A 23,678-nucleotide genomic window follows, 5' to 3' on the forward strand; every position below is an offset into this window, starting at 1 on the left:
TACGTGCCCATCTCACCCGGTCTTGTTTGAAACGACACGTTTCCTTGTCTGCTCGATCACAATCAAAAGCAGGCCCGCTAGCAGCAAAACAATCCCGGTCAGCGTGAATTTCTGCGTTAACGAGACGGACAGCCACCCTAAGAGAGCCGAACCCACGACCGTACCGAGCGAGAAGAACGCATAGAAGTAGCCGTATGATTTGCCGCGATTGGCACTGTTCGTCGCTTTGATCAACATCGTGTTGATGGCCGGGAACAAAATAGCGAAGCCGACGCCATAACAGCCGAGCACGAGATAGAGCAGATTTGCGCTACCCGACAAACCGATCAGAATTTGACTAATCCCAAGGATGCCGATCCCGAGCGCAGCCAAGCGCGCCGGTTCGAACCGGTCGAAGATACGGTTCGTCGGCAAGACGAACACGAGGACGGCAGCAACGCCAAACGTGCTGAGCAACGTCCCGCTGAGCCGTGAGTCGTAACCGAGCGCTTGCACGTAAAGCGGTAATAAATAAGCGAGCGCTCCTTGCGAGAACATCAATAAAAACGCCCCGATATACGCTTTGACGACGTCACGCTCTAGCGTTTTCGAGCCAACCACTTCGCGCCGGTCCTCATGTTTAACAGCGAATCGCAACCGCTTTAACACGACGAGGGCAAGCAAAGCCACAAGCACGCCATACGCCGCCACGTACGTAAATACGACCGGGACCGATGTGCGGCTGGCCATGATGCCGCTGAACGCTGGTCCTAGAATCGCCGCCAACCCGACGAAGCTCCCGGTGAGCGCCACTTTTTTCCCTTGTCGATTGGCCGCGGTCAAGTTCGCGGATAGCGTAAACGCAGCCGGTACAATCAAGCCGGCCACGAATCCGTGAACGACACGCACCACCAATAACATCGAAGCATCATCGACAAGGCGATACATGAGCAGACTCGCACTTGATAACACTAGACCGACGAGTAAGATTCGGAACGGACCGAACTTGTCCGTCCAAACGCCAGACAAAATGTTCCCGAACGTGTTCGACAATGAATAGATGGCAATGACGACACCGGCGATGAACGGCGTCGCACCGACTGAGGTCGCGAACGTGCTCATGACGGGAAGTTGGGCAAACAGATCAAAAAACGCAAAAAAGACGATACTATAAATCCCAAAAGCGGATGGTTTATTCACGGAATTCTCTCCTTAGCTCAGCACCTCCACGGACACTGAGTTTTCAGCTTCAGTCTAGCTTGCCGGTTCCGCTTTGTATAGACACGTTGGCACACTGACACAAAAAGTCCCTACAAACGTTGCGTCTGTAGGGACTTATGATTTAGTTCGTCACTTCGACTGCTGTGTCGAGGGCGACACGAATCATCTCGTCGAACGTCGATTGACGTTCTTCTGATGTCGTCTCTTCACCCGTTAACAAGTGGTCAGAGATCGTGAGGATCGTCAAGGCGTTAACTTTATGTTTCGCCGCGAGCGTGTAAAGGCCGGCTGCTTCCATCTCGATTGCGAGGCAACCGAAGTCCGCCCACTTTTTGAAGTGGTGGAAGTCATCTTGGTAGAACTGGTCGGCCGTGAAGATTTGACCGACTTTGACCGGGATGCCCGCTTTCTCCGCGTTCATATACGCACGATGTAGGAGGTCGAACGTCGCTGTCGGTGCGTAGTCCATGCCGTCGAACCGGACACGGTTTTGTCCCATCTCACTCGATGCGCTCATCGCGATGACAACGTCACGCACTTTGACGTCTTCTTGAATCCCGCCGGCTGTACCGACACGAATTAAGTTTTTAGCACCGTACGACATGATCAATTCGTTGACGTAAATCGACATCGACGGCACACCCATACCTGTCCCTTGAACAGAGATGCGTTTGCCTTTATACGTACCCGTGAAACCGTACATGCCACGCACTTCGTTATATAGTTCGACATCCTCTAAGAACGTCTCGGCGATATATTTCGCACGCAACGGATCTCCTGGAAGTAATACCGTTTCTGCGATTTGTCCTTCTTTTGCCCCAATGTGTACACTCATGATAAAATTCCTCCTTTAAAGTTGTCGTTGGTAGTCTTCCCGATATTCGTTCGGGGTAACACCAACTTGTTTTTTAAAGACTTTTCGGAAGTATTTGTCGTCCGAAAAACCAACCGCTTGGGCGACTTCATAAATACGTTGTCTACTTGTTTCAAGGAGACGCTTGGCCTCGAGCATGCGGATCGACAGCAAATACTCGGATAAGTTGACGCCATACTGCTGCTTAAAACGACGCGATATGTATTCGCGGCTCAAGTAAAAGCGCTCGCTCATCCCTTGCAAGCTGAGCTCTTCCGCATAATGACGCTCGATAAACGCACCGATTTGGAAGATTGGGTCTTCCTCGGCTGGACAGACGTCCGCGAGGGCACGTTCGAGCGTATCGTTCAACACGTCCGGATCAATCGGTTTCAGCAAGTAATCGAAGCTGCCGAGCTGAATCGCGCGCCGCATATACGAATACTCATCGTACCCGGTCAACACGATCAGCTTTACCGACTCCACCTCTTGATGCACCCATTCCATCAACTCAATCCCGTTGCAGCGCGGCATTTGAATATCCGATAAAACCAAGGCCGGGCGCTCTTTCGTGATAATCCGTTTCGCTTCTTCGCCGTCGCTCGCTTCGAACACTTTCGTGACGCCGAGACGTTCCCACTCCCCAAGCAATTTGACCGCTTCCCGTACTGGCGACTCATCGTCGACGATCAATACTTTCGTCATGACGCACCCGCCTCCTTCACGGCCGGGAAACGCATGATGATGCGGAATCCGCCGGTCTCTGGTGTAGCCAACATAAACTCAGCCTCCCGATTATAGTTTAACATGAGTCGATCGCGAATGTTCTTTAAACCGATGCCTTCCGCACCATGAATCGGTCCTATCGACCGTTCGATCCGTTGTTGCAGGGCGTTCAGCTCAAAGTCCGAGATCGCTCGCCCTCTGTTCTCACAACGGATGATGAGGTCGGCTCCTGTTTGACGGATGTTTAAGCAGAACCGATTGGCCGAAGTCGCCCCGTCCCGCTCAAACCCATGTTTGAAAAAGTTCTCAGCGAGTGGTTGGAGGATCATCTTCGGAACGATCAAGTCGAGCAACGCGTCCGGGACGTCGACCTCGACGTCGAACTGATCGGGGAAGCGGACCTGTTGGAGCCGAACGTACGAATTGAGATGCTCGACTTCGCGCTTGAGCGTCACCATCGACTCGTCCGGGTGCATCGTGTACCGCATCATCGAGGATAACTGTGTGATTAAGCGATAAACCGTTTTACCGTCCCCTTTTAGGGCGAGCGTCCCGATCGACTGCAGCGCATTGAATAAAAAATGCGGGTTCGTTTGCGCCTGCAGGGCGCGCAGTTCGTTCGTCCGATTTTCGAGCGCCAACCGATATTCGCGCTGAATCAAGTCATCGATCCGTTCGATCATCCGTTTGAACTGCCGACCAAGGACGCCGAACTCATCATTTCCCAGGGAATCGAACGAAACGGTCATGTCCCCTTGCTCGATTCGCCAAATGTTCGACGTGAGCGTTTTAATCGGCGTCGTCAAACGCATCGATGCGTACGTCGCCCCGATCAACGCTAACACGAGCGAAACCATCCCGACGACGAAGATGATGAATGACGTCCGGGATGCCGGTTCAATCAACAACCGATCCGGAATCGATTTCCCGACATAAAACGTTTGATTCTCAAACTCGAACGATTTAATGATTCGATGATGTTTCCCGTCGACCGACATCGACTTCGCCGCCACCGTGTCCGGGATGTCCTCGTCCCCAAGCTTGGCAAACACTTGATTGTTCCCGCCAATAAACCAAAGGCTTTCCTCCGGATTGTTTTGCAACGACGCGAGTTGTCCGACAAACACGTCTTCCGGTATATCGATCGAGAGGATTGCGAGCGGTTTATCCGTCTCGATCTTGTCGAGTCGGAAATGGAGCGTCACGACCTCTTCTGCCGAGACGATCGGTCCAAAGTCGTGGTACGGGACGAGCGGATGCGACGCCTCGAGCAAGACACGGCTCTCTTCATACTTCAGCAATTGTTGTTGAATCGCACTCGGTTGTTTTTTCGAACGTGGTGACACTTTCATTTTATAGGCGGCGAACGAGTCCATGTCTTCAAGCATGAGCAATTGAATCTGTGCGACATCCTCCCGTGATAAGTACATACCAAGGAGGGCCCGCCGAACTTCAAGCTCCGTCTGCTCGAGTGACAGCCCGGGACCGTATTCAAGAATGTCGAGGACGTCCCGATTGGCGTATAGGCTCGTCGGCAGGCGGCTCAAGTCAGAGATGTAGCGTTCGATCTGCAACGTCCCGCGCTCGAGTGACCAGTCCGTGAGCTCGAGACCGCGCTCTCGTTCCCGGTCTTTGACGTACCAAAATGATATGACGGTCGCTAAAATAACCGGAACGATGATCGTCAATGCGATCATCCCGGTCAATTTCGTACGGATGCTCCTCACCGACACCCCTCCTCTTGAAGATTATATCACGGGTCATGCAAGCGTTTGCAATCATGCCTTAAAAAAAAAGACTTGAGCCCCAATAAGGATGCCTCAAGTCTTGCTTGTCACTCGTATGAATTAATCAATTGAATCACTTCGTCGGAATGGTCCATATTTGCTGCTAATTCACCCGGCATCATTCCGTCTTCGTTTTCAAGCGATACGTCTGCCCCGCTATCAAGTAATAACGTGATTGTTTCTACATCGACGTTCTCACTATAAAGGAAATTATGGAGCGGCGTGTCCCCGTAATCATCTTGCATGTTCACATCCGCTCCGTTCATCACCTCTTCTTCCACCGCATCATAACTGGCATTGTCGTACGCCAACTGTTGGAGCGGTTCTTCCGTCATTTCACCGGCGAACCCTTCGCTGAACGGTGAAGCGGCAAGGCCCGTGAACCCGTCACTCATGACGAGCCACGCGATGATGGCCCCGTTGACGAGCACGGTGACGACAATCGTTCCGATGATCGAGGCTTTGACATAACCTGCCGTCTTGAACATCGGCACGTTCGCCTCACCGGCATGCGTGGCGATAGCGGCGATCCGTTTCGGCAATGTCGGATGCGTCGAGATCAGTTCGCTATATTTGGCGATGAACCCGTTCTCACGACTTGCTTCATATAAATAGTCAAACTCGTTCACTTCTTTGGCGAGCCTTCCACCGACGGCGAGGATAGTGAGCGCCCGTTTTGAAGCCGCTTCGTCTTGAATGTAATGGGCGGCCATCCGGTCGCACGTATATTCGCAAGCGCGTGAATACGCTGTCCCTAAAAATGGGACGATATTCCCGAGCAAGACGAGCCACTGTTTTTGGACGTGATTGCGGCGGATGTGGGCGAGTTCATGCGCGATGACGAACTCGACTTCTTTCGTCTGACCGTTCCGAGACAGTTCCACGACGTCCGAATACAAGATGATCATATTCTTTTGGAAGAATCGGGTCGCGAACGCGTTCAAGACCCCGCCCGCCTGTAAAATATAGACGTCTGGCAACAAACGGATGCCCATCCCTTGTCCGACGCGCTGATACATCTCATGCAGGTCGGCGAATTGTCGCTCCGTCACTTTGACCCCGTTCGTCCGAATATAGCCGATTTGAATCCAGTGCGCGAACATCGACAGCGAGACGATTAGCCCGATGATCCACAGGAAGATACCGAGTGAGGCAATCGTCAAGACGATGCCGACAATGATCGTCAGGATGCTCATCGCAACGAGCAGTCCGAAATACAATTTTTCGTGTTTATGTACCAATTTTGAATGATCCATGTCATTAACTCCTTCATTTTCCAATTAACGTCTTTATTATACGTAATCTCACAAGTAATACAACAAAAAAATAGAAACTGACGAGATGTCAGTTTCTAACGTAATTCCAACATGAACAGTTGATCGTCTTCCGCTCCCGGATTTCCCCGGCCGTCCGTATTGTTCGTGATGTAATACAGACGATCGTCTTCTAACCAGACGTCCCGGATGCGCCCTTGATCCTCGACGAGCGGAACGACTTCGCGCGTCTCGCGGTCGATCGCGACCAAACGATTCCCACGCAACGTCGCCATATAGACGTACTGATCGTCGGCAACGATGCCAGATGGCGCCCATGACGTTCCTCCGACCTCAAACCAAGGCGTCTCGAGACCGTCTTCCGTCTCATCGGCCTCGATGATCGGCCACCCGTAATTGTTTCCTGGCTCGATGATGTTCACTTCGTCATGACCGGACGCCCCGTGTTCGCTCGCATAGAGCACGTCTTCGATGACGGTCAACCCTTGCGGATTCCGGTGGCCGGACGAATAAATCCAATCGACCGGGTCCCCTTCGCCGGACAACGGCACGCGCAGGATTTTCCCGGCAATCGATGTCTCATCTTGAGCGAGGTCTGGGACGAGTGCGTCTCCGGTCGTGACCCAAATCACGTCACCGTCGAGTAATAAGCGTCCGCCGTTATGAAACTGCGCTCCGGGTATGTCTTCCAAGACGATGTCCGTCTCTTCAAATCGTTCTCCGTCCCACGTCAATTCGACGACCCGGTTCCGCACATCCCCAGGTGTCCCGTACGTATGATAGGCGTACAGCTGCCGCGACGTCGCAAAGTCATCCGCGAGAGCAAGACCGAGTAGTCCGCCTTCCCCGATTTCAAGCACGTCTTCAGTCAGTTCGACCGGTTGACGCGAGACGTTACCGTCAGCATCAATGACTGCAATCGTTCCCCCGCGCTCTGAAACGAGCCAACCGTCCTCGGTTCGTGCAATCGACCATGGGACGTCGAGCTGTCGCGCAATCGATTCGTTCGCCCCGACCGATAACGCGTCATCTTCGTTCGGCGCCCCTTCCGTCGATTCAGCCGGTTGTTCGATCGGGGTTTCCTCTTCTTGGACCGCATCGTCCACCGAATCAGACGCACAACCGGCAACAAAGACGAGTGACAACATGAGTAACCATCGTTTCAACGTGACCGCCTCCTTTCCCCCATCATACCGCGCTTTTAGGCGTCGCGTGAAGGTTCGGGTGGGCGGGCCGGTAACCGAAGCGCGATGAGCAAAGCGATGAACGCCGCGAGAGCCGCTCCGACGAAGACACTGTTCAGTCCCGAGGCAATCAACTGCTCACCTTGCAGACGGACGCTCTCGTCAAGCGTGGCACTCGCCGCCCGGTTGAAGAACGATTCGAGCGAGACACCGCTCAACGTTTCGTCGTTCCGGAATCCGCTCAAGACGATAAAGTTGAACATCGCCCCGAACACCGCGACGCCGAGCGTCTGTCCGACCGTACTTAAAAACGAGTTCGCCGCTGTCGCTGTACCGCGCTGACGGTATGACACGACCGTCTGCAACACGACGATGAACATCGGTTGTGACAAACCGAATCCGACGCCGATGATGGCGACGGCGAGGTACACCCAGACGTCCGAACTCGATGGAGTCATCAGCGTCAAGATGACCGTCCCGATCAAGAGCAGGCCCATCCCGAAGACAGCCCGTCGTCGCGGTGATGCCGCTCCGAGCGTCCGTCCGCCGATAATCGACGTGAACGTCCATGCGACCGAGAGCGGCATGAGCATGAAGCCCGCCTCCGTCGCCGATTTACCAAGTACAGCCTGCGCCCAAATCGGGATGTAGGCTGACATCGAGACGAGCACCCAAGCAGCAAAGAAGACGGCCCCGTTGATGGACGCGATAATCGGCTGCTTCAACAGCTCGAGCGGCAGGAGTGGTGTCTTGGCCCGGCGCTCTGACATGAAGAAGCTGACGAGCAACACAAGACTGAATAGACCGCTGACGACGACCGGTAGCGTCAAGATGTTCGTTTCACTGAACGTGATCAAGGCGTACAAGAATGCGGTCGTCCCCCCAGCGAACAGGAGTGCCCCTTTTATATCGATCCGTTCGGTCGTCTCAGCGACCGTCTCTTTATAAAATGTGACGATCATGATGAACGATAAGAGCGCAAACGGAACGTTCAACAAGAACACGTAGCGCCAAGACAACGTCTCGACCAAAAATCCTCCGATGACCGGTCCGAGTACACCGGACACGCCCCACACCGCGCTTAAAATCCCTTGGATCTTGCCGCGCTCTTCATACTTATACAAGTCCCCGATAATCGTCATCGAAATCGGCAAGACCGCACCGGCACCAAGACCTTGCAGCGCCCGAAACACGATCAACTGCTCCATCGATGTCGCTAAACCGCATAAGAGCGAGGCAAGTGTAAACAGCCCGATCCCAAACAAGAGGACGCGCTTACGCCCGAACAAGTCGGCGACTTTCCCGTAAATCGGTGTCGACACCGCGGTAAATAGTAAGAAGGCGGCAAATACCCAACTAACGAGCGCCGCGCCGTTCAACTCGCTCGCAATGACCGGCGTCGCGACCGAGACGACCGTCCCTTCGATCGCCGCCAAAAAAGTCGCAAGCAGTAGTGCGACCGTAACATTCTTTCTCATCTGTTCCATCTCCCCACAAAAATAGTGGCGCCGGAAGGCTCCGACCACCACTTCAACTGTCTATTATTTTGTGCGAGCGGCGTCTGTTTGACAAGCCTCAACTTCCGGTTCGAAAAAGAAGTTTTTAATTTCGGCGTAAGCGGACTGTTCATCTTGAACGAGGACACGTCCGGCCAGCCGGCCGGCATCAAGCATCCAGACTTCGTCAGCAAGCCTCGCCGCCACATCGAGCTGGTGTGTCGAGAACACGATCGTCGTCCCGCGGTCGGCCTCTTCCCGCAACAGTCGGCCCAATACATGCATCCACGTCGGGTCGAGACCGTTCGTCGGCTCGTCTAGCAGTAAAATGTCAGGTTTCGTGACCAACGCTTGAGCGAGCAGGAGACGTTGCCGCATCCCTTTCGACAACATCCCGACCTGTTGCCGGGTCTTGGCGTCAAGCCCGACACGGTTCAATAGAGACGCATCCGGTTTGACTCCTTGAAGCAACGCGTAATACGCAAACGTCTCACCGACGGTCCACGACGGATCGAATGCGAAATCATCAGGCATATAACCAAACGATTGATTATACGATTTTCGACGGTCACGCGTCTCCCCGTTCAACGAGATATGACCGACACTCGGTTCGAGCGTACCGTTCATCATGTTCAGTAGCGTCGATTTCCCAGCCCCGTTGCTTCCGCATAAGGCGACGACCCGACCGTCGGCAATCGCTCCGTCAAGCGGATGGAGCGACCATACATCGCCATAGCGTTTACCGACCTGTTCAAGCTGAATCATGTCGTCCCTCCTGTCGAAGTAACCAAGCTGTCCCGAACCACAACACAAACACGACACTCAAGATCGCGATGCTGACGGTCAAACTACCGAGTGGGTCGCCGAGCCAGCCGATAAACGTTTCATAGACGGCCCCGAACAGGTCAGGTGCCGACAAGACCGAGCTCACCCAGACGCGCAGTAGCTCAAATCCGTTCAAAAACAGAAGCCCGACCATCGCACTCGCTTGCGACCCGTAAGGCAGCCAAGCAATCGTTGCCACGAGGAGCGTCGGCCAAAGTAAGACGAGGACGACCCAGACGATGAACGAGAGGAGCACGGCTCGAAGCCTCGTCCGTCCGACGACGCCGATGAACGTGCCGATCGCGGCACCGTACGCGGTGAGGCCGAACGCATACATCCATAGGACGAACCACGTCTCGAGCGGCATCGAAACAAGGAACGAGGCGAGCGCGAACGCAAGCGTGATGATGAGTCCTTGCGTCGCCAGGAATGCGCTGTAACGCATCCAGACCACGCGGCGCATCGACACCGTGAACGTCGAGACGAGTCGCATCCGCTTTGATTCACGCTCATTGCCCCACTGCAGTGCCGTCGTCAACATGACGAGGAGCGGTAATACGAGCCCAATCACCGTGACGAGTGTCGCGCTGACGTTCGTATACGCCGTCGCCACCGGGATCGCTTGGCCGAGACCACCCAGCAAGACGAGTGTCAGTACCCAAGCAAGCAAGAAGACGTAACTTTCTTTCTGACGCAGCGTACGGGACCATTCGATCCGCCATAACATCGCTTAGTGCCCGTGACCGTCAGATGACTCATCCGAATCGTGCGCGTCACTCATGTCGCTCGCTTCGCCATCGTCGTCCGAGTTCATTTTTTTATGACCGTTCATCTCGCCGCGTTCCCACGTGTGTTCTTTCAAGTCGTCTAAATCCATCACCATGCCGCCATTCTCTTCGGCATACGTCTCCGCGTCCGCTGCTTTTGCGAACGAGACGATGTTATAAGCCATCGGCGTTTTCGCTTCTTTATTATAGACAAACGTACCTTCATCTAAATCGACCCAGTCCATCGTGTTGTAGTCTTTCACATACATCGCCGCGATGTCCTCTTCCGTTTGCTCAGGGTACCAGTCACGCATCAAACAACCGATATCGTCGAACGCATAGCCTTTCCCGTTGTCCATAATCGCTTCGGCAGCGAATTGTTTATCCATCACTTTCATCTTGCACACTTCACACTCGGTCTCGCCCCATTCGATATCGAACGGTTCCGCCGCAGCGCTCGAACACGCCCCAAGTGCGAGCGTCAAACTTGATGCAGCGAATAGTCCTGCCATTTTCTTATACGTAGTCATATCGTTTCCTCCCAAATATCCATAGTAAAACCATCATTCCGGTTAAAGCGACCGCTCCGAACGACCCGTTCCACTCGATGCGAAACGCGGACACAATTGGCCCTGCGTCCGTGAGTGTGACCTCGTCCGGGCTACGGAGCACACGTTCAAGCACGGTTAGCCCCGGGGCACCGTACAGCAACTCGAACGCTTCATATGAATCGGCCAATAAAAACAAGTACGGGTCGGCCCGAAACGGGATCTCACTGAACCCGTCGCGTGTCAAATCGAGCGTCTGTCCGCCCCAATCGTTTCCTTGAATCACATTGTCTGCCGACTCAAACGAGACGACCGGATACCGATTGCCGGTCAAGTCGTTCCCTGCCATCGTCATCCCGTTCGCCGACTTCAAGCGCAGTCCTACATCATTGCCGTTCACACCATTGTCATGAATCGTCGTCCACTCCGATTTTTCCGCATAAATCCCGATCCGATTGCCGAAGATCGCGTTGGCACGCAACGTCGTCTCGACTGCTTCAAACAACATGATCCCGGTCGCCGTCGCGCCGACTTGGTCATGGATTTGTCCGTTCTCGATGACGACGCGCTCTGTCCCCATGATCATCGCACCTGCTCCGTTGCGCCGGAGGTTCGGCAAATTGATCGACACGTCTGTCGGAAACATGAGATGGACACCGTATCTAGCATCGGCAACGCTCGGTCGAATCAGCTGGTGACCCGACCCGTTCTCGATGTAGATCCCGTCACGGACTCGGTCGATGACCGCCCCTTTGATCAAAGCCGCTTCGCTGTTTAATAGCGAGATGCCCTCGTGTTGATTAGACCCCGAGATGACGGGACGGACGAGCCTTACCCCGTAGCTGTCTTCCACTACGATACCGGTCCCGGACGCTTCGACGGTCACATCGATCAACTGATGGCCAAGCCCTGAGACTCGTATGGCAGCCACGTCCGTCTGCCGGCACTGTTCGACCAAAACATTCTCGAGCACCGCCCCGGTCCCTTCTAACCGAAACGCCGGTTCATTGCAGCTGACGAAGCGTTTCCCAGCACCGTCAAACGTCTCATTCGAACGGACCACGATCGGTTCGTCAAGCGTCACTAAATCGGACTCCGCGTGGACAGACGGGGCTGCGAACAACAAGCCGATGAGCAATCCAAGTTTTAGTTGTCTCATAACCCCTCCTCTTGATCAATCGCTTACAAAACATATTGTACGCAAACCTAGGGGGGTATGTGTGTGCTTTTTATGGGATTCCTGTGACAGTTTCTTCATAAAAAAAACACAAGCGGCGAAGGGGTCAGTTCGCTGCTTGTGTTTTCTTTATTTAGCTTTATCCATCCATACTTTTGTGAAGTCTTGGAGCATCTCGTCACCGGTCTTCTGACCGCCGACGTACGCTTGCATCAAAGCACCATACTCGTTGACCGCGCCGTCCGGATACTTGAACCAGTTCCATGAGATCGTCTTGCCTTCGTTCGAATAGGCAAGGATATCGTCAGCGAGTGGTCCGAGGTCGTTCGCTTCGATCGACTTGAAGGCCGGGATGAACTTGAACTTGTTGACCATGTAGTCTTTCCCTGTGTCTGACGTCGCCATCCACTCGAGGAAGTCTTTCGCTTCTTCTTTATATTGTGAGTTTTTGTTGACGACCCAGTTATTCGGGACGCCGACCGGCAAGCGGTCCATCTTCTCTTTATCATCATTGATCGGAATCGGTACGAAGCCCATCTCGATGTCCGGATTCACGTCGAGAATCATCTGTTGGGCCCAGTTGCCCTGCTGGAGCATCGCTGTCTCGCCTTGGGCGAACTGTGTGACTTGCGTGTTGTAGTCCGTCGTGAGCGGGTTCTTGTTACCGTATTTGATGGTCAGGTCGAACAGTTTCAAGAACTGTTGGAACTGCTCATTGTCTTCGAACTTCTCTTTGTTGTCGTTGAGCGCTTGGATGAACGCATCGGGATCATCTTGTTGTGCCATCGGGATGTTGAGCAAGTGGATGCCGAGAATCCAAAACTCCGCGTAACCGACCGAGAACGGGGTGATGCCCGCCTTGTCCAACTTTTCAGCCGCATCCGTCAATTCAGACAGCGTCTTCGGCAGTTCACTGATGCCCGCTTTCTCAAACAGCTCCTTATTGTAGATGAAACCGTAGCCTTCAAGGTTCATCGGCATACCGTACAGTTTCCCGTCCATCGTCATCGGTTCTTTGGCCACTTCCGTCAAATCACCGACCCACTTTTCATCCGACAAATCTTCCAACTTATCTTTCCACGTCTGTGCTTCCGTGAAGCCACCGTTGTTAAAGATATCCGGTTCATTGCCAGATGCGAATTGCGATTTGAGCGCGGCACCGTAGTCGGCTCCGCCGCCGACCGTTTGAACGGTCACTTTGACGCCCGTCTCTTCTTCATATTCTTTCGCCATCGCCTCGAGGTCTTTAGCGATTTCGGCTTTAAATTGGAAGACGTTCAACGTCACATCTTTTGAGTCACCGCTATCCGCGTTCCCGTCAGCCGACCCTTCCCCTTCTGTGAGCGATCCGCCCCCGCAGGCAGCGAGCGTCAATACCATGCCAGCCGTCATCACAGCTGTCGATAATCTCCATTTGCGTTTCATCTTGCTTCCTCCCTCGGTGTGTAAGTCGACTAAAATAATCGATCCAATCAGTACACCCTTACTTTAAATGAAAACGCTTCCATTATGTAGGTGTCAAAATTGACGTGTAGGGTGGAAAATGTTGTACAGAAAACCAGGACTTTCTCGTAAGAAAGTCCTGGCTCATTTGCTTCTATATAATTACAACAGGCTAATTCCAGCTTCTTCGCACGCCGCGACCATCTCGCTCGGCCAGACCGACGATTGGACTTCACCGATATGACGGGCCCGGAGCAGATACATGGCGACACGTGACTGGCCAATTCCGCCTCCGACCGTAAGTGGGAGACGTCCTTCGAGCACGGCTTGATGGAACGGATACTTCCGCTTCTCTTCCGCGCCAGCTGTCACCAACTGTTCAGCGAGCGCTGTCTCATCGACACGGATCCCCATCGACGACAGTTCGAACGCCGTCTCGAGTTCTGGATGCCAGACGAGAATATCGCCGTTGAGCGACCAGTCGTCATAGTCAGCCGCTCGGCCATCATGTTTCTCTCCTGAGGCGAGTGCGCCTCCGATTTGTGAGAGGAAAACAGCGCCATGCTCTTTACAAATCGCATGTTCCCGTTCTTTTGGCGTCAGCGTCGGATACAGGTCTTCTAGCTCTTGGCTCGTCAAGAAGTGAATCGACTCAGGGAGAATCGCTTCGATCGCGTATGCCGACTCGACCGACCGTTCCGTTTCAAGCAAGGCCGCATAAATCGATTCGACGGTCGCTTTCAAATAGTCGGTCGTCCGGTGTTCCCGCGCGATGACTCGTTCCCAATCCCATTGATCGACATGAAGCGAGTGTGTCGCGTCGAGTTCTTCGTCACGGCGGATCGCACGCATCTGTGTATACAACCCTTCGCCAACTTTGAACCCGTACCGGCCGAGCGCTTCGCGTTTCCATTTCGCAAGCGACTGGACGATCTCAAGCTCATGTCCTGGATATTGTGTGTCGAACTGAATGATACGCTCGACGCCGTTCAAGTGATCGTTGACTCCGCTCGCCGATGTGACGAATAGCGGTGCCTGTACTTGCGTGAGACCTAGCGCCGTGCTGAACTTGTCCTCGAACATTGCCTTTACCGCCGTGATTGCCTGTTGTTTTTCCTTCATCATGCTTGTTGCTGTCGTTGTCATTTTGTCTTCCTCCAATTGTGGGATTTGGGACGGAGCAATAGAAAAAAGCCCTCCAATCCCATGGACTATGGGACGGAAGGCTTCAAGCTCCGCGGTGCCACCCAAATTAGTAGACGAATCTACTCACTTTTTCGAGACGAACATCTCGTAGTTCCGATAACGGGGAACGGTCCGGCTACGTCTACTTGCAAAGCGTTCGGGTAGCGACTCCAGGAGGTTCTTCGACAGAGATTTCAGTCCGGGCTCTCACCTTCCCCGGCTCGCTTTGCTTACGTCTTCTGTGTACTCGTCCTTTCAATGTCGTTCACAATTGAATTGAACTCATTATTATAAATATTCAGACGAATGTCAACAGCTTTTCTAAAAAAAAATTCTCCCCCGTGTAGCGGACGAGGGAGATCCCTTGGGAAGGGTTATTTGATCGAGCCGCTCGTAATCCCTTTGATGATATGCTGTTGCATACCGAAGAAGAAGATGAGAAGCGGAACGATCCCAAGAACTAAACCAGCGAGTGCCAAATCCCATTGTTTCGTATATTGTCCGAAGAAATAGAACGTCGCGAGCGGGATCGTCCGCAGTTCAATGTCTCGGAGGACAAGCGAAGGTAACAGAAAATCGTTCCAAATCCATAGGCTGTTCAAGATGACGATCGTCACCGTGATCGGTTTCAAGAGCGGGAACACGATCCGCCAGAACAGCCCCCATGTCGAGCAACCGTCGATGATGGCCGCCTCTTCGATCTCTTCCGGGATCGATTTCATGAAGCCATGATATAAGAACACCGAAATACCTGACCCGAACCCGAGATACATGACCATCAGTCCCCAATGACTGTTCAATAGACCGAGCACGCTCGATACTTTTACGAGCGGAATCATGATCGATTGGAACGGGATGACCATCGCCGCGACGAACAAGAAGAAGATGACGGTCGAGATCCAATGTTTCGTCCGGACGAGCTTCCATGCCGCCATCGACGTGAAGATGACGATGACGATGTTCGCGCCGGCCGTGATCAAAAGCGAGTTCAAAAAGACGCGGCCATAGTTCATCGCTTCCCACGCTTCCGTATAGTTCGATCCGAGCCAGACGTTCGGGAGTGCGGACGTGTTCGTATAAATCTCAGCAATCGACTTGAACGAGTTGACGATGACGTAATAAAACGGGACGAGATATAAAAGTCCTAGTAAAATAGCGACCAATTCGATGAGGCCAAGGCCGGTCGTATATCCGCTCGTCCGCAGCGGCTTTTGCGGCAACTGCCGTCTCGGCGTCTGATCTATTTTTGGTTCGAACTGTTCAATTTTTTCCGTCGTCATGCCTGCACCTCCCGTTTTTTCGTCAAATACACTTGGGTGACGGTGATCGCCGCGACGACGAGGAAGAAGATGACCGCTTTCGCCGAGCCGAGACCGTAATTGTTGTTCACGAACGACTCTGTATAAATGTTCAAGGCGAGCATCTCGGTCGATTTGAACGGTCCTCCGTTCGTGAGCGACAAGTTCGTATCGAATACTTTGAACGACCAGGAGATCGTCAAGAACAGACAGATCGTAATCGATGGCATGATCATCGGGAGCGTGATATGACGCAACATTTTCAACCGGTTCGCCCCGTCGATCCGGGCCGCTTCGAGCAAATCCGTCGGTACGTTTTGCAGCGCCGCGATATAGATGACCATCACGTAGCCACCGCCTTGCCAGATCGCGACGATGACGATTCCCCAAAACGCTGTCTGGGCGTCGCCGAGCCACGGCAGCTCGAACAGGCTCCAACCGGTCAATGATCCGATTGACTCGAATCCTTTCACGTAAATGAATTGCCAGATGAAACCAAGGATGAGTCCGCCGATCAAGTTCGGCATAAAGAAGACCGTTCGCAATATATTTCGCGTCTTAATATTCATCGTCAACAACAGCGCCAATGAAAAGCCGACGATGTTCGTCATGATGACGGCCACGATCGTGTATTTCGTCGTGATCCAAAACGACGAACGGAACTGGGCGTCCTCGAACAAGAGTCGATGATAGTTATCCCATCCGACAAAGTTCAACTGGCCGGTCACCCCGTTCCAGTCCGTGAAACTGTAATAGATCCCGTTAAAGAACGGGATGAGTACAATGGCCACGAACGCCAAAAAGGCCGGACCGACAAATGCGATAAAGCTTGCCGGCTTTTTCCAATTCCGTCTCTGTTTGCTTCGCTTCGGTATTTCAATCATCTTCATCGCCTCCACTATCAATTTACCTGCAATGAAATGAAATGAAAACGGATACATTTGACGGAATGGGTGGAATATATTGAACTCAATTAGTGAATTTGCAGAACTGATGCGTTATGATAAAGTCAATGACAATACGAACGAGCCAGTTTATATTAGAGAAACGATCCGAATTATGGCTCGAATCACGAATGAATCAAACATAATACTAGTAAAACGTTCGAAAGTGGAGGGAATTTATACATGACGACAATCAAACCGTTATCTGACTTAGCGATCGCCCAACAAGCGGACATGCTCCCCATCAAGCAAATCGCTGAAAAGCTCGGCCTACAAGAAGATGATCTCGACCTATACGGGAAATACAAAGCAAAACTGTCGTTCGATTTGCTCGAACAAGTGAAGACCCGAGCAGACGGCAAGCTCGTCCTCGTCACAGCCATCAATCCGACGCCCGCCGGAGAAGGAAAATCGACGGTCACCGTCGGACTCGGTCAAGCGTTGAACCGACTCGATAAACAAGCGATCGTCTGTCTCCGCGAGCCGTCACTCGGTCCGACGATGGGGCTAAAAGGCGGAGCGGCCGGCGGCGGATTCAGCCAAGTCTTGCCGATGGAAGACATCAACCTCCACTTCACGGGTGACATGCACGCCATCACGTCAGCCCACAACACGATCAGCGCCATGCTCGACAACCATCTTCATCAAGGCAACGACCTAAAAATCGACGTTCGGAAAATTGTCTGGAAGCGCGTCCTCGACTTGAACGACCGTGCCCTTCGCCACGTGACGGTCGGACTTGGCGGAGCCGCACACGGTGTCCCGCGCGAAGACGGTTTTGACATCACCGTCGCCTCAGAAATTATGGCGATCCTTTGCCTCGCCGATTCGCTCGCCGATCTAGAGGCGCGTATTAAGCGGATCGTCGTCGCCTACGACTTCGATAATGAACCCGTCACGGCTGAACAGATTGGTGCGGCCGGTGCGGCCACACTCTTACTGAAAGAGGCGTTCAAGCCAAACTTGGTCCAAACACTTGAACAGACCCCGGCTCTCGTCCACGGCGGCCCGTTCGCGAACATCGCGCACGGCTGTAACTCGCTCATCGCGACAAAGACTGCCTTGAAGCTCGGCGAATACGTCGTCACCGAGGCCGGCTTCGGAGCTGATCTTGGCGCCGAGAAGTTCTGTCATATTAAATCGCGTATCGGCAACTTAAGTCCTGATGCGGTCGTCCTCGTGGCGACTGTCCGCGCGTTGAAGATGCATGGTGGTGTCGCCAAAGACCAACTCCACATCGAAAACGTCGAGGCCGTCACAAAAGGCATGGAGTTGCTCGCCAAACATGTCGACACGATGACAAAGCTCGGTTTGCCAACCATCGTTGCCTTGAACCGCTTTAATTCAGATTCGATCGCAGAGCTCGACACTGTGCTCGACTGGTGCGAAACGCATCAAATCCGCGTCGCCCTCAGCGAAGTTTGGGCGAGCGGCGGACAAGGCGGACAAGCACTTGCCGAGGCCGTCATCGAGACAGTCGAGTCGAACGAAGCCATGCTCACACCACTTTACGAGCTGACTGATTCGATCGAACAGAAGATTACGACGATTGCCCGAGAAGTTTACGGAGCGGCCGGCGTCACGTTCACCGCTACGGCGAAAAAGCAAATGGCTCAAATTAAAGCGAACGGATGGGACGATTTGCCGATCTGTATGGCCAAAACACCGTTCTCACTATCCGACGATCCGACAAAACTCGGATACGTTCAAGGATTCACGGTAACCGTACGAGAGTTGAAACCGTCGGTCGGTGCCGGCTTCCTCGTCGCCTTGACGGGTAACGTCTTGACGATGCCAGGACTGCCAAAACATCCAGCCGCTCTCAACATGGGCATCGACGAGACAGGTAAGGCCATCGGATTGTTTTAATCCACACGACAACGGAGGGATGACTTTGGACGTCATTGAGCACACGTACGCAGACGGGTACCGCACGCATGTATTGCACGTCCCGGCAACGAACCCGATTGGAAATTGTTTCTTGTTTCACGGCATGCTCGAACACCACGGTAGGTATGTCGAATTCGCCGATTTTATGGCAACAACTGGATTTAACGTTTTTGTTTGCGACCTTCGCGGAGCTGGGAAATCGGCGCGTGCTCAATCCACATACGCTCACTTACTTCCAAAAGAAGGATTTGACCAAATGGTCGATGACGCTGTCGCATTGATTGGTCACTATCAAAATGATTTACCGACGTTTGTAATCGGACATAGTTTCGGTTCTTTGCTCGTCCGGCGTCTCGGTCAAATCATGGGTCATAACCTAGCCGGCATCGTCGCCATTTCACCGCCTCCTGGCTCTGGTTTCGTCGGACGACTCGGGCTTTATGCCATCGGGTCGGCAATTCGAACGAAAGGGAGCGATTACCACTCTCGCCTGTTCGAACGTCTCTTGTTCGGGCGCTACAACTTAAAATTCTTCCCCGCGAAGACGGAGAACGATTGGATTTCCAGCGTCCCGGAAGAAGTGGCCTCTTACCGAAGCGACCCGGACTGCGGCGGTATCCCGACACTCGGTTACTTATATGAAGTAGCTAGCGCTTCGCTAGAGGTCACATCCCTCGCCCGTATCCATGAACATCCGAAGACGCTCCCGATCCTCTTCGTCGCCGGGACGGACGACCCGGTCGTACACGACGGGGAAGGGTTGAAAGGAATTGTTCAAAACTATCAGGCAGCGGAAGTCGAACTGACGGTGTTGTCTTACGACAATGCGCGTCACGAAGTGCTCCGCGAACGGCAACGCGACGAAGTGTGGACCGATATAAGCAGTTGGCTCTCGCGCAACCTCTAAGCTAATACTTGGAAAAACCTCCTATTAAATGGAGGTTTTTTTATTTTTACATTTTAAGCCAACGACTTTCTAATTCATTTACCTTTTTTGAAATTTTTCATCTTCTTTCCATTTTTTAAGTGCGCTATACTTAGACCGCGTACTACGAAGAACACTTATATATTGAAGTATATGGAATGAAAGGGGTAACACATTGAAACCAACTATTACACGATTGAGCGCGGCCGTCCTCATCTCTAGCACAGTATTGAGTATGATTGGACCGAGCGAGTCATATGCAGCAACATACGAAGGCACGGTGAATACCTCTATTTTGAACGTCCGGTCGTCTACGTCGACTTCGGCAGCGATTGTCGGCAAGTTGACGAAAGGGACTGCTGTACAAGTTTATTCGACAAGCAACAACTGGGCCCAAATCGAGTTTCAAGGTCAAAAGCGATACGTTTCTTCCTCGTACTTAACGTTGAAGGAACTTGATGAAACTAGTGTATCCACTATTCCCACGTATACAACAACCGAAAATGTCAATTTAAGATCTTCCTATTCAAGAACGGCTCCTATTATGACAACTATCCCTAAAAATAGTAACGTAGAATACCTTTCTACTCATGGAGCTAACGGAAGTTGGTATCGTATCAAATTTGGTACACGGGTTGGTTATGTAGCTGCCGCATATGTATCGAATACAAACTTAAATAAAGCTTCAGTTTCTGCACCAAATAATTCGTTTGCCCCATATCAACTCACTTTAAAAAATATACAAATGCGCTCTAACTTTGTGAGCAGTGCTCCAGTCGTTCTTTCTGTACCCAAAAACGAAGCTGTAAAAGTGATCTCAGCTCATGGATCTAATGGAACATGGTATAAAATTGAATATAAAGGTAAATCAGGATATGTCGCTAAGTGGGATGTCACTCACAATGATGTATACGTAATAAAAAATGCACGACTCTTTACCTCCCCACTTTCCACTTCGAAAGTTATCCAAGAGCTGCCTATAGGCACTAAAGTAAGTTATGTAAGATCTCATGGTCGAAACGGTACTTGGTACGAGGTGAAGTATGGGAATACTACTGGTTATATCGCTAAATGGGATGTATCAGTGGACAGCAATGATGTTCAAAAGGAAACTTCACTTTATTCTGTCAATAGCACCAATATGCATGCATCAACGATTTCCTCTTCTCCCGTGCTTGCTACGATTCCGCAAGGGGCAAAAGTAACATATCATTCGAAACACGGTGCAAACGGGACATGGTTCAAAATATCATACAACGGTGCCACAGGGTATTCTCCGGCGTGGGATTTTTCACAAAATCCTCCCGCTATTTCACAGGAGCAATATGGGACTGAACGATTTGTAGAAATCCGAGTGAATCAAAGTCCATATACCTTAAATGTGAGGGAAAAACCAGATAGTTCAAGTAACTCATTAGGCACTTTGGCCACTAATACTGTAGTGAAAACTAAACCTGTTCTGACCACTGAATGGGGTATCATCACTGACGGAGACCATAAAGGCCGATACATTCATTTGGGATATACTATTCCAAGTAATGGTATATCTAAAGTTGTTAAATTCACCGAATATCCTTATTCAGCGAATGAATTATCAACTATTCAAGTCGCTGCATTTGGCCAAACCGACCTCTACCGAGACAAGCCAGCCTATATTCCTAGAGCGTATCTTAGCGTTAACGGAGCAGAAGGCATTATTACAAAAAAAGAAATGACAACTCTTCGTTTGAGTAATTTGGAGAAAGATCCTAAAGCGACACCTTCTCCGTTATTACGAATTCCTACCGGTTCAACTGTAGAAGGTGTAGGACGTGTCCAAGTCGGGAAAATCACTTGGTTAAAAGTGCGGTTCGGCACGACAACTGGTTATGTTCAGCCAAGAGACTTATTAGGAACCACTGATGTCCTAACGACCACTAACAATGATGCACCTTCTTATGGAAAACTTCATACAGGAGAAAAAGTAAAGGTAACTGGTCAAATCGGAAATTTCTATACAATCGAATATTCGCGGCCATCCGGTTATAACATTCAAGTATATGATCAAGTCTGGCGCCGCGCTTCAGCGGCGGACATTGAACCATACGTCAATCCGAGCAACGTAGCCCAAGACTCGCAGGCGTTCTATCAATTCCTCGACTTATCGAAGAGCGCCGGAACGACAGCGACAACGCTCAACAAGGTGTTAACAAACAGCGGAACACTCACCGCTCAAGGCCAGGCGTTTATCACTGCAGCCAATCAGTATGGCGTCAACGAAATCTACTTACTCGCGCATGCTGTCCATGAAACAGGCCACGGGAAGTCACGTTTAGCTCAAGGGGTCCCGGTCGATAAAGACGGGAACGCGTTGATCAACTCGAATGGGACACGCATTTATCCAGACCGTGAAGAAGTTGCGAAAGTATACAATATGTACGGCATTCAAGCAGTCGACAGTAGCCCCCTGGCCACTGGAGCGAAGTTTGCTTTTAATCAAGGATGGACGACTCCATACAAAGCAATCGTAGGTGGAGCAAAATGGATTGGCGCAAGCTATATCAATCATCCGACCTACAAACAAAACACACTCTATAAGATGCGCTTTAATCCGGCTACACCAGGTGTACATCAATATGCGACAGACATCGGTTGGGCCACTAAGCAAACATCGCGGATTTATCAGACGTATCAATCGCTCGATTCATACACGCTCCACTTCGACGTACCAAAGTTCCAATAACGAACAAGAGACACGAGCCAACTTGGCTTCGTGTCTCTTTTCATGTCCATTCGATGGAATCGACGATCGCTTCGATCTCTAACTTTTCATCCGTCTTCTTATCGGCGACGTACGTCAAAAACAACAGGCGCTTCCCGTCCGTGAGCGACCAGACGTCCAAATACATGTCGTCTTCAATCCCGCTCGCGTAAGCCGTCGTCATGCCACCCGATTGATCTGTCACGCTCGGTGCGACTTTAATGTCGATCGGGAACTCCCCTAAAAAGGTGTTCAGTTCTTGCAGCGCCGCATCTTCAGGGGCCTGGGCCTCCTCTGCTTCATAGATAGACATTTGAAGCGTGCCTTGCGCATCTTCCTCCACCGAATAGAAGCTGACGTGATCCTCTTCTTCATTGTATTCATAGTGCTCTGGGTAGGATAAACGAAGCCACCCGTCGATTTCGTATTCTTTCATGCTAATTGCTCCTTCGTTTTCTTGAATGTCAGGCCGGTGACCATTTTGGCTTGCAGCGCATATTTGAGCCGCTCCGTCACGTAAAGGCGTTGGCTGTTTCGATCTTGGGCGATCATATGTCCGCATAAATCCATCCGAACCGTTTGTCGGGACAGAAAGTAGAGACGATCCTCGCTTAACGGACGATATTCACCGGAATCCTCGAGGTGCTCGATCTCAAATCGGCGTAAGACGTTGAGCGCGCAATAGTGGTCGGTCTTGCCGGTACTCGTATGCAGTTCAACCCGGACGAGCTGGATGTCGTACGGACATAGATTCATAAAGATGGGTCCGATTCGTTCGTGGATGAGCAAGACGCCCATATCCGTCTCAATCAAATCGGGTAACGCCCCCGCGTCTTGGGAGATGCTCAAGACGACATAGGGTCGTTCAGTCGGTGCGAGCAGTTCCCCTTTAAAAAAGCGGAACCGTTGGATGCCGGTCAATACACGGGCCCGCCAAGCGCTGCCACGGGCTTCCGCTTCAATCCGATACAGTCGTTCTCGACTCACGACTACTCCCCCTTCAATTGTTTGAGCGCTTCGACGAATCGTTCCCACTCTTGATCGTCGCAGACGATCTTACTTTCAATTCCCCATTCTTCCTCGATTTTCAAACGTACCTCGTTCGTTTCAACGTGGCGCGTGAGATGCAACGCTCCGATTTGAACGAACATCGGCTCGATGACCAACGTCTCGGTCGGTGAACTGACCCATTTTAGCCGGTCAGTCCGTAAAATCACATGCCACATCGACTCATGCCGCACCGAGAACGTCCATTGACGGAGCGTTACAGTTTGTTCGACTTGTTTCGCCTGGTTCATCATGCGAAACCCTTCACTCATCATCTTCAAATAAGATTTTCGTTCGCTCATGCCCGTCCCACTCCCCTCTTCTATTATCTTAGCAAGACCACCTATCCGCCACAACTAATGTTTTTTC

21 protein-coding genes and 1 other annotated feature are annotated in these 23,678 nt (G+C 51.9%); of the genes, 3 read left to right on the plus strand and 18 right to left on the minus strand.

What is annotated here, in order from left to right:
* Positions 1-12 precede the first annotated feature (12 nt).
* The 15 genes from EVJ20_RS11065 to EVJ20_RS11135 form a co-directional block, all read right to left on the minus strand.
* Positions 13-1,179 (minus strand): MFS transporter, encoded by a 1,167-nt coding sequence (locus EVJ20_RS11065; protein ID WP_131508205.1) that lies wholly within the window; start codon positions 1,177-1,179, stop codon positions 13-15.
* A gap of 142 nt (positions 1,180-1,321) precedes the next feature.
* Positions 1,322-2,035: a purine-nucleoside phosphorylase gene (gene deoD / locus EVJ20_RS11070; protein WP_016508372.1), complete on the minus strand. Its 714-nt coding sequence runs from the start codon at positions 2,033-2,035 to the stop codon at positions 1,322-1,324.
* 15 nt (positions 2,036-2,050) lie between these two features.
* On the minus strand, positions 2,051-2,758 hold the full coding sequence (locus EVJ20_RS11075; protein WP_070328894.1) for a response regulator transcription factor: 708 nt from the start codon (positions 2,756-2,758) through the stop codon (positions 2,051-2,053).
* Entirely contained in the window at positions 2,755-4,506 is a 1,752-nt protein-coding gene (locus EVJ20_RS11080) for a sensor histidine kinase (protein ID WP_236636386.1), read from the minus strand. Before EVJ20_RS11080 ends, EVJ20_RS11075 begins: the two co-directional genes overlap by 4 nt.
* Before the next feature lie 107 nt (positions 4,507-4,613).
* A complete protein-coding gene (locus tag EVJ20_RS11085; protein WP_131508209.1) occupies positions 4,614-5,822 on the minus strand; it encodes a M48 family metallopeptidase in 1,209 nt (402 codons plus the stop codon).
* A gap of 95 nt (positions 5,823-5,917) precedes the next feature.
* Positions 5,918-7,006 carry a PQQ-dependent sugar dehydrogenase gene (locus EVJ20_RS11090; protein WP_236636389.1) on the minus strand — a complete coding sequence of 363 codons (1,089 nt, stop codon included), beginning with the start codon at positions 7,004-7,006 and terminating at the stop codon, positions 5,918-5,920.
* A gap of 35 nt (positions 7,007-7,041) precedes the next feature.
* The gene (locus tag EVJ20_RS11095; protein WP_131505091.1) at positions 7,042-8,502 is read right to left on the minus strand and encodes an MDR family MFS transporter; all 1,461 of its coding nucleotides are present in this window, start codon (positions 8,500-8,502) and stop codon (positions 7,042-7,044) included.
* A gap of 63 nt (positions 8,503-8,565) precedes the next feature.
* Positions 8,566-9,285, minus strand: a complete 720-nt coding sequence (locus EVJ20_RS11100) for an ABC transporter ATP-binding protein (protein ID WP_131470378.1) — start codon at positions 9,283-9,285, stop codon at positions 8,566-8,568.
* A complete protein-coding gene (locus EVJ20_RS11105) occupies positions 9,272-10,072 on the minus strand; it encodes a hypothetical protein (protein WP_131508211.1) in 801 nt (266 codons plus the stop codon). Before EVJ20_RS11105 ends, EVJ20_RS11100 begins: the two co-directional genes overlap by 14 nt.
* A gap of 3 nt (positions 10,073-10,075) precedes the next feature.
* Positions 10,076-10,642 carry a nitrous oxide reductase accessory protein NosL gene (locus EVJ20_RS11110; protein WP_201738360.1) on the minus strand — a complete coding sequence of 189 codons (567 nt, stop codon included), beginning with the start codon at positions 10,640-10,642 and terminating at the stop codon, positions 10,076-10,078.
* Positions 10,629-11,819: a right-handed parallel beta-helix repeat-containing protein gene (locus tag EVJ20_RS11115; protein WP_131508213.1), complete on the minus strand. Its 1,191-nt coding sequence runs from the start codon at positions 11,817-11,819 to the stop codon at positions 10,629-10,631. Before EVJ20_RS11115 ends, EVJ20_RS11110 begins: the two co-directional genes overlap by 14 nt.
* Positions 11,820-11,966: 147 nt before the next feature.
* Positions 11,967-13,262 (minus strand): ABC transporter substrate-binding protein, encoded by a 1,296-nt coding sequence (locus EVJ20_RS11120; RefSeq protein WP_070328885.1) that lies wholly within the window; start codon positions 13,260-13,262, stop codon positions 11,967-11,969.
* 180 nt (positions 13,263-13,442) lie between these two features.
* Positions 13,443-14,426 carry an aspartate--ammonia ligase gene (gene asnA / locus EVJ20_RS11125; RefSeq protein WP_070328884.1) on the minus strand — a complete coding sequence of 328 codons (984 nt, stop codon included), beginning with the start codon at positions 14,424-14,426 and terminating at the stop codon, positions 13,443-13,445.
* A 65-nt stretch (positions 14,427-14,491) separates the two neighbouring features.
* Positions 14,492-14,733 (minus strand) — a binding site (T-box leader).
* Between the two features lie 106 nt (positions 14,734-14,839).
* Positions 14,840-15,745, minus strand: coding sequence for a carbohydrate ABC transporter permease (locus EVJ20_RS11130; protein ID WP_083274118.1), 906 nt, complete (start codon positions 15,743-15,745; stop codon positions 14,840-14,842).
* Entirely contained in the window at positions 15,742-16,647 is a 906-nt protein-coding gene (locus EVJ20_RS11135; protein ID WP_201740022.1) for a carbohydrate ABC transporter permease, read from the minus strand. Before EVJ20_RS11135 ends, EVJ20_RS11130 begins: the two co-directional genes overlap by 4 nt.
* A gap of 243 nt (positions 16,648-16,890) precedes the next feature.
* On the opposite strand from EVJ20_RS11135, the gene EVJ20_RS11140 reads away from it, so the two are divergent.
* The 3 genes from EVJ20_RS11140 (at position 16,891) to EVJ20_RS11150 (ending at position 22,244) form a co-directional block, all read left to right on the plus strand.
* Positions 16,891-18,576, plus strand: coding sequence for a formate--tetrahydrofolate ligase (locus EVJ20_RS11140; RefSeq protein WP_070328882.1), 1,686 nt, complete (start codon positions 16,891-16,893; stop codon positions 18,574-18,576).
* A gap of 25 nt (positions 18,577-18,601) precedes the next feature.
* The gene (locus EVJ20_RS11145; RefSeq protein ID WP_131508215.1) at positions 18,602-19,504 is read left to right on the plus strand and encodes an alpha/beta fold hydrolase; all 903 of its coding nucleotides are present in this window, start codon (positions 18,602-18,604) and stop codon (positions 19,502-19,504) included.
* A 193-nt stretch (positions 19,505-19,697) separates the two neighbouring features.
* The gene (locus tag EVJ20_RS11150) at positions 19,698-22,244 is read left to right on the plus strand and encodes an SH3 domain-containing protein (RefSeq protein ID WP_131508217.1); all 2,547 of its coding nucleotides are present in this window, start codon (positions 19,698-19,700) and stop codon (positions 22,242-22,244) included.
* Positions 22,245-22,284: 40 nt separating this feature from the next.
* Here the strand turns inward: EVJ20_RS11150 and EVJ20_RS11155 are convergent, their stop codons facing one another.
* Genes EVJ20_RS11155 through EVJ20_RS11165 form a run of 3 tightly spaced genes read right to left on the minus strand, consistent with a single transcriptional unit; the run spans position 22,285 to position 23,611 of the window.
* Complete coding sequence (locus tag EVJ20_RS11155) at positions 22,285-22,698, minus strand: hypothetical protein (RefSeq protein ID WP_070328880.1); 414 nt, start codon at positions 22,696-22,698, stop codon at positions 22,285-22,287.
* Positions 22,695-23,249: a hypothetical protein gene (locus EVJ20_RS11160; RefSeq protein ID WP_070328879.1), complete on the minus strand. Its 555-nt coding sequence runs from the start codon at positions 23,247-23,249 to the stop codon at positions 22,695-22,697. The genes EVJ20_RS11155 and EVJ20_RS11160 overlap by 4 nt, the downstream gene beginning before the upstream one ends.
* A gap of 2 nt (positions 23,250-23,251) precedes the next feature.
* Positions 23,252-23,611 (minus strand): hypothetical protein, encoded by a 360-nt coding sequence (locus EVJ20_RS11165; RefSeq protein ID WP_131441135.1) that lies wholly within the window; start codon positions 23,609-23,611, stop codon positions 23,252-23,254.
* Positions 23,612-23,678: the final 67 nt, after the last annotated feature.

It is taken from the genome of Exiguobacterium sp. SH0S1, from assembly GCF_004337165.1.
Taxonomy (GTDB): Bacteria; Bacillota; Bacilli; order Exiguobacteriales; family Exiguobacteriaceae; genus Exiguobacterium; species Exiguobacterium aurantiacum_A.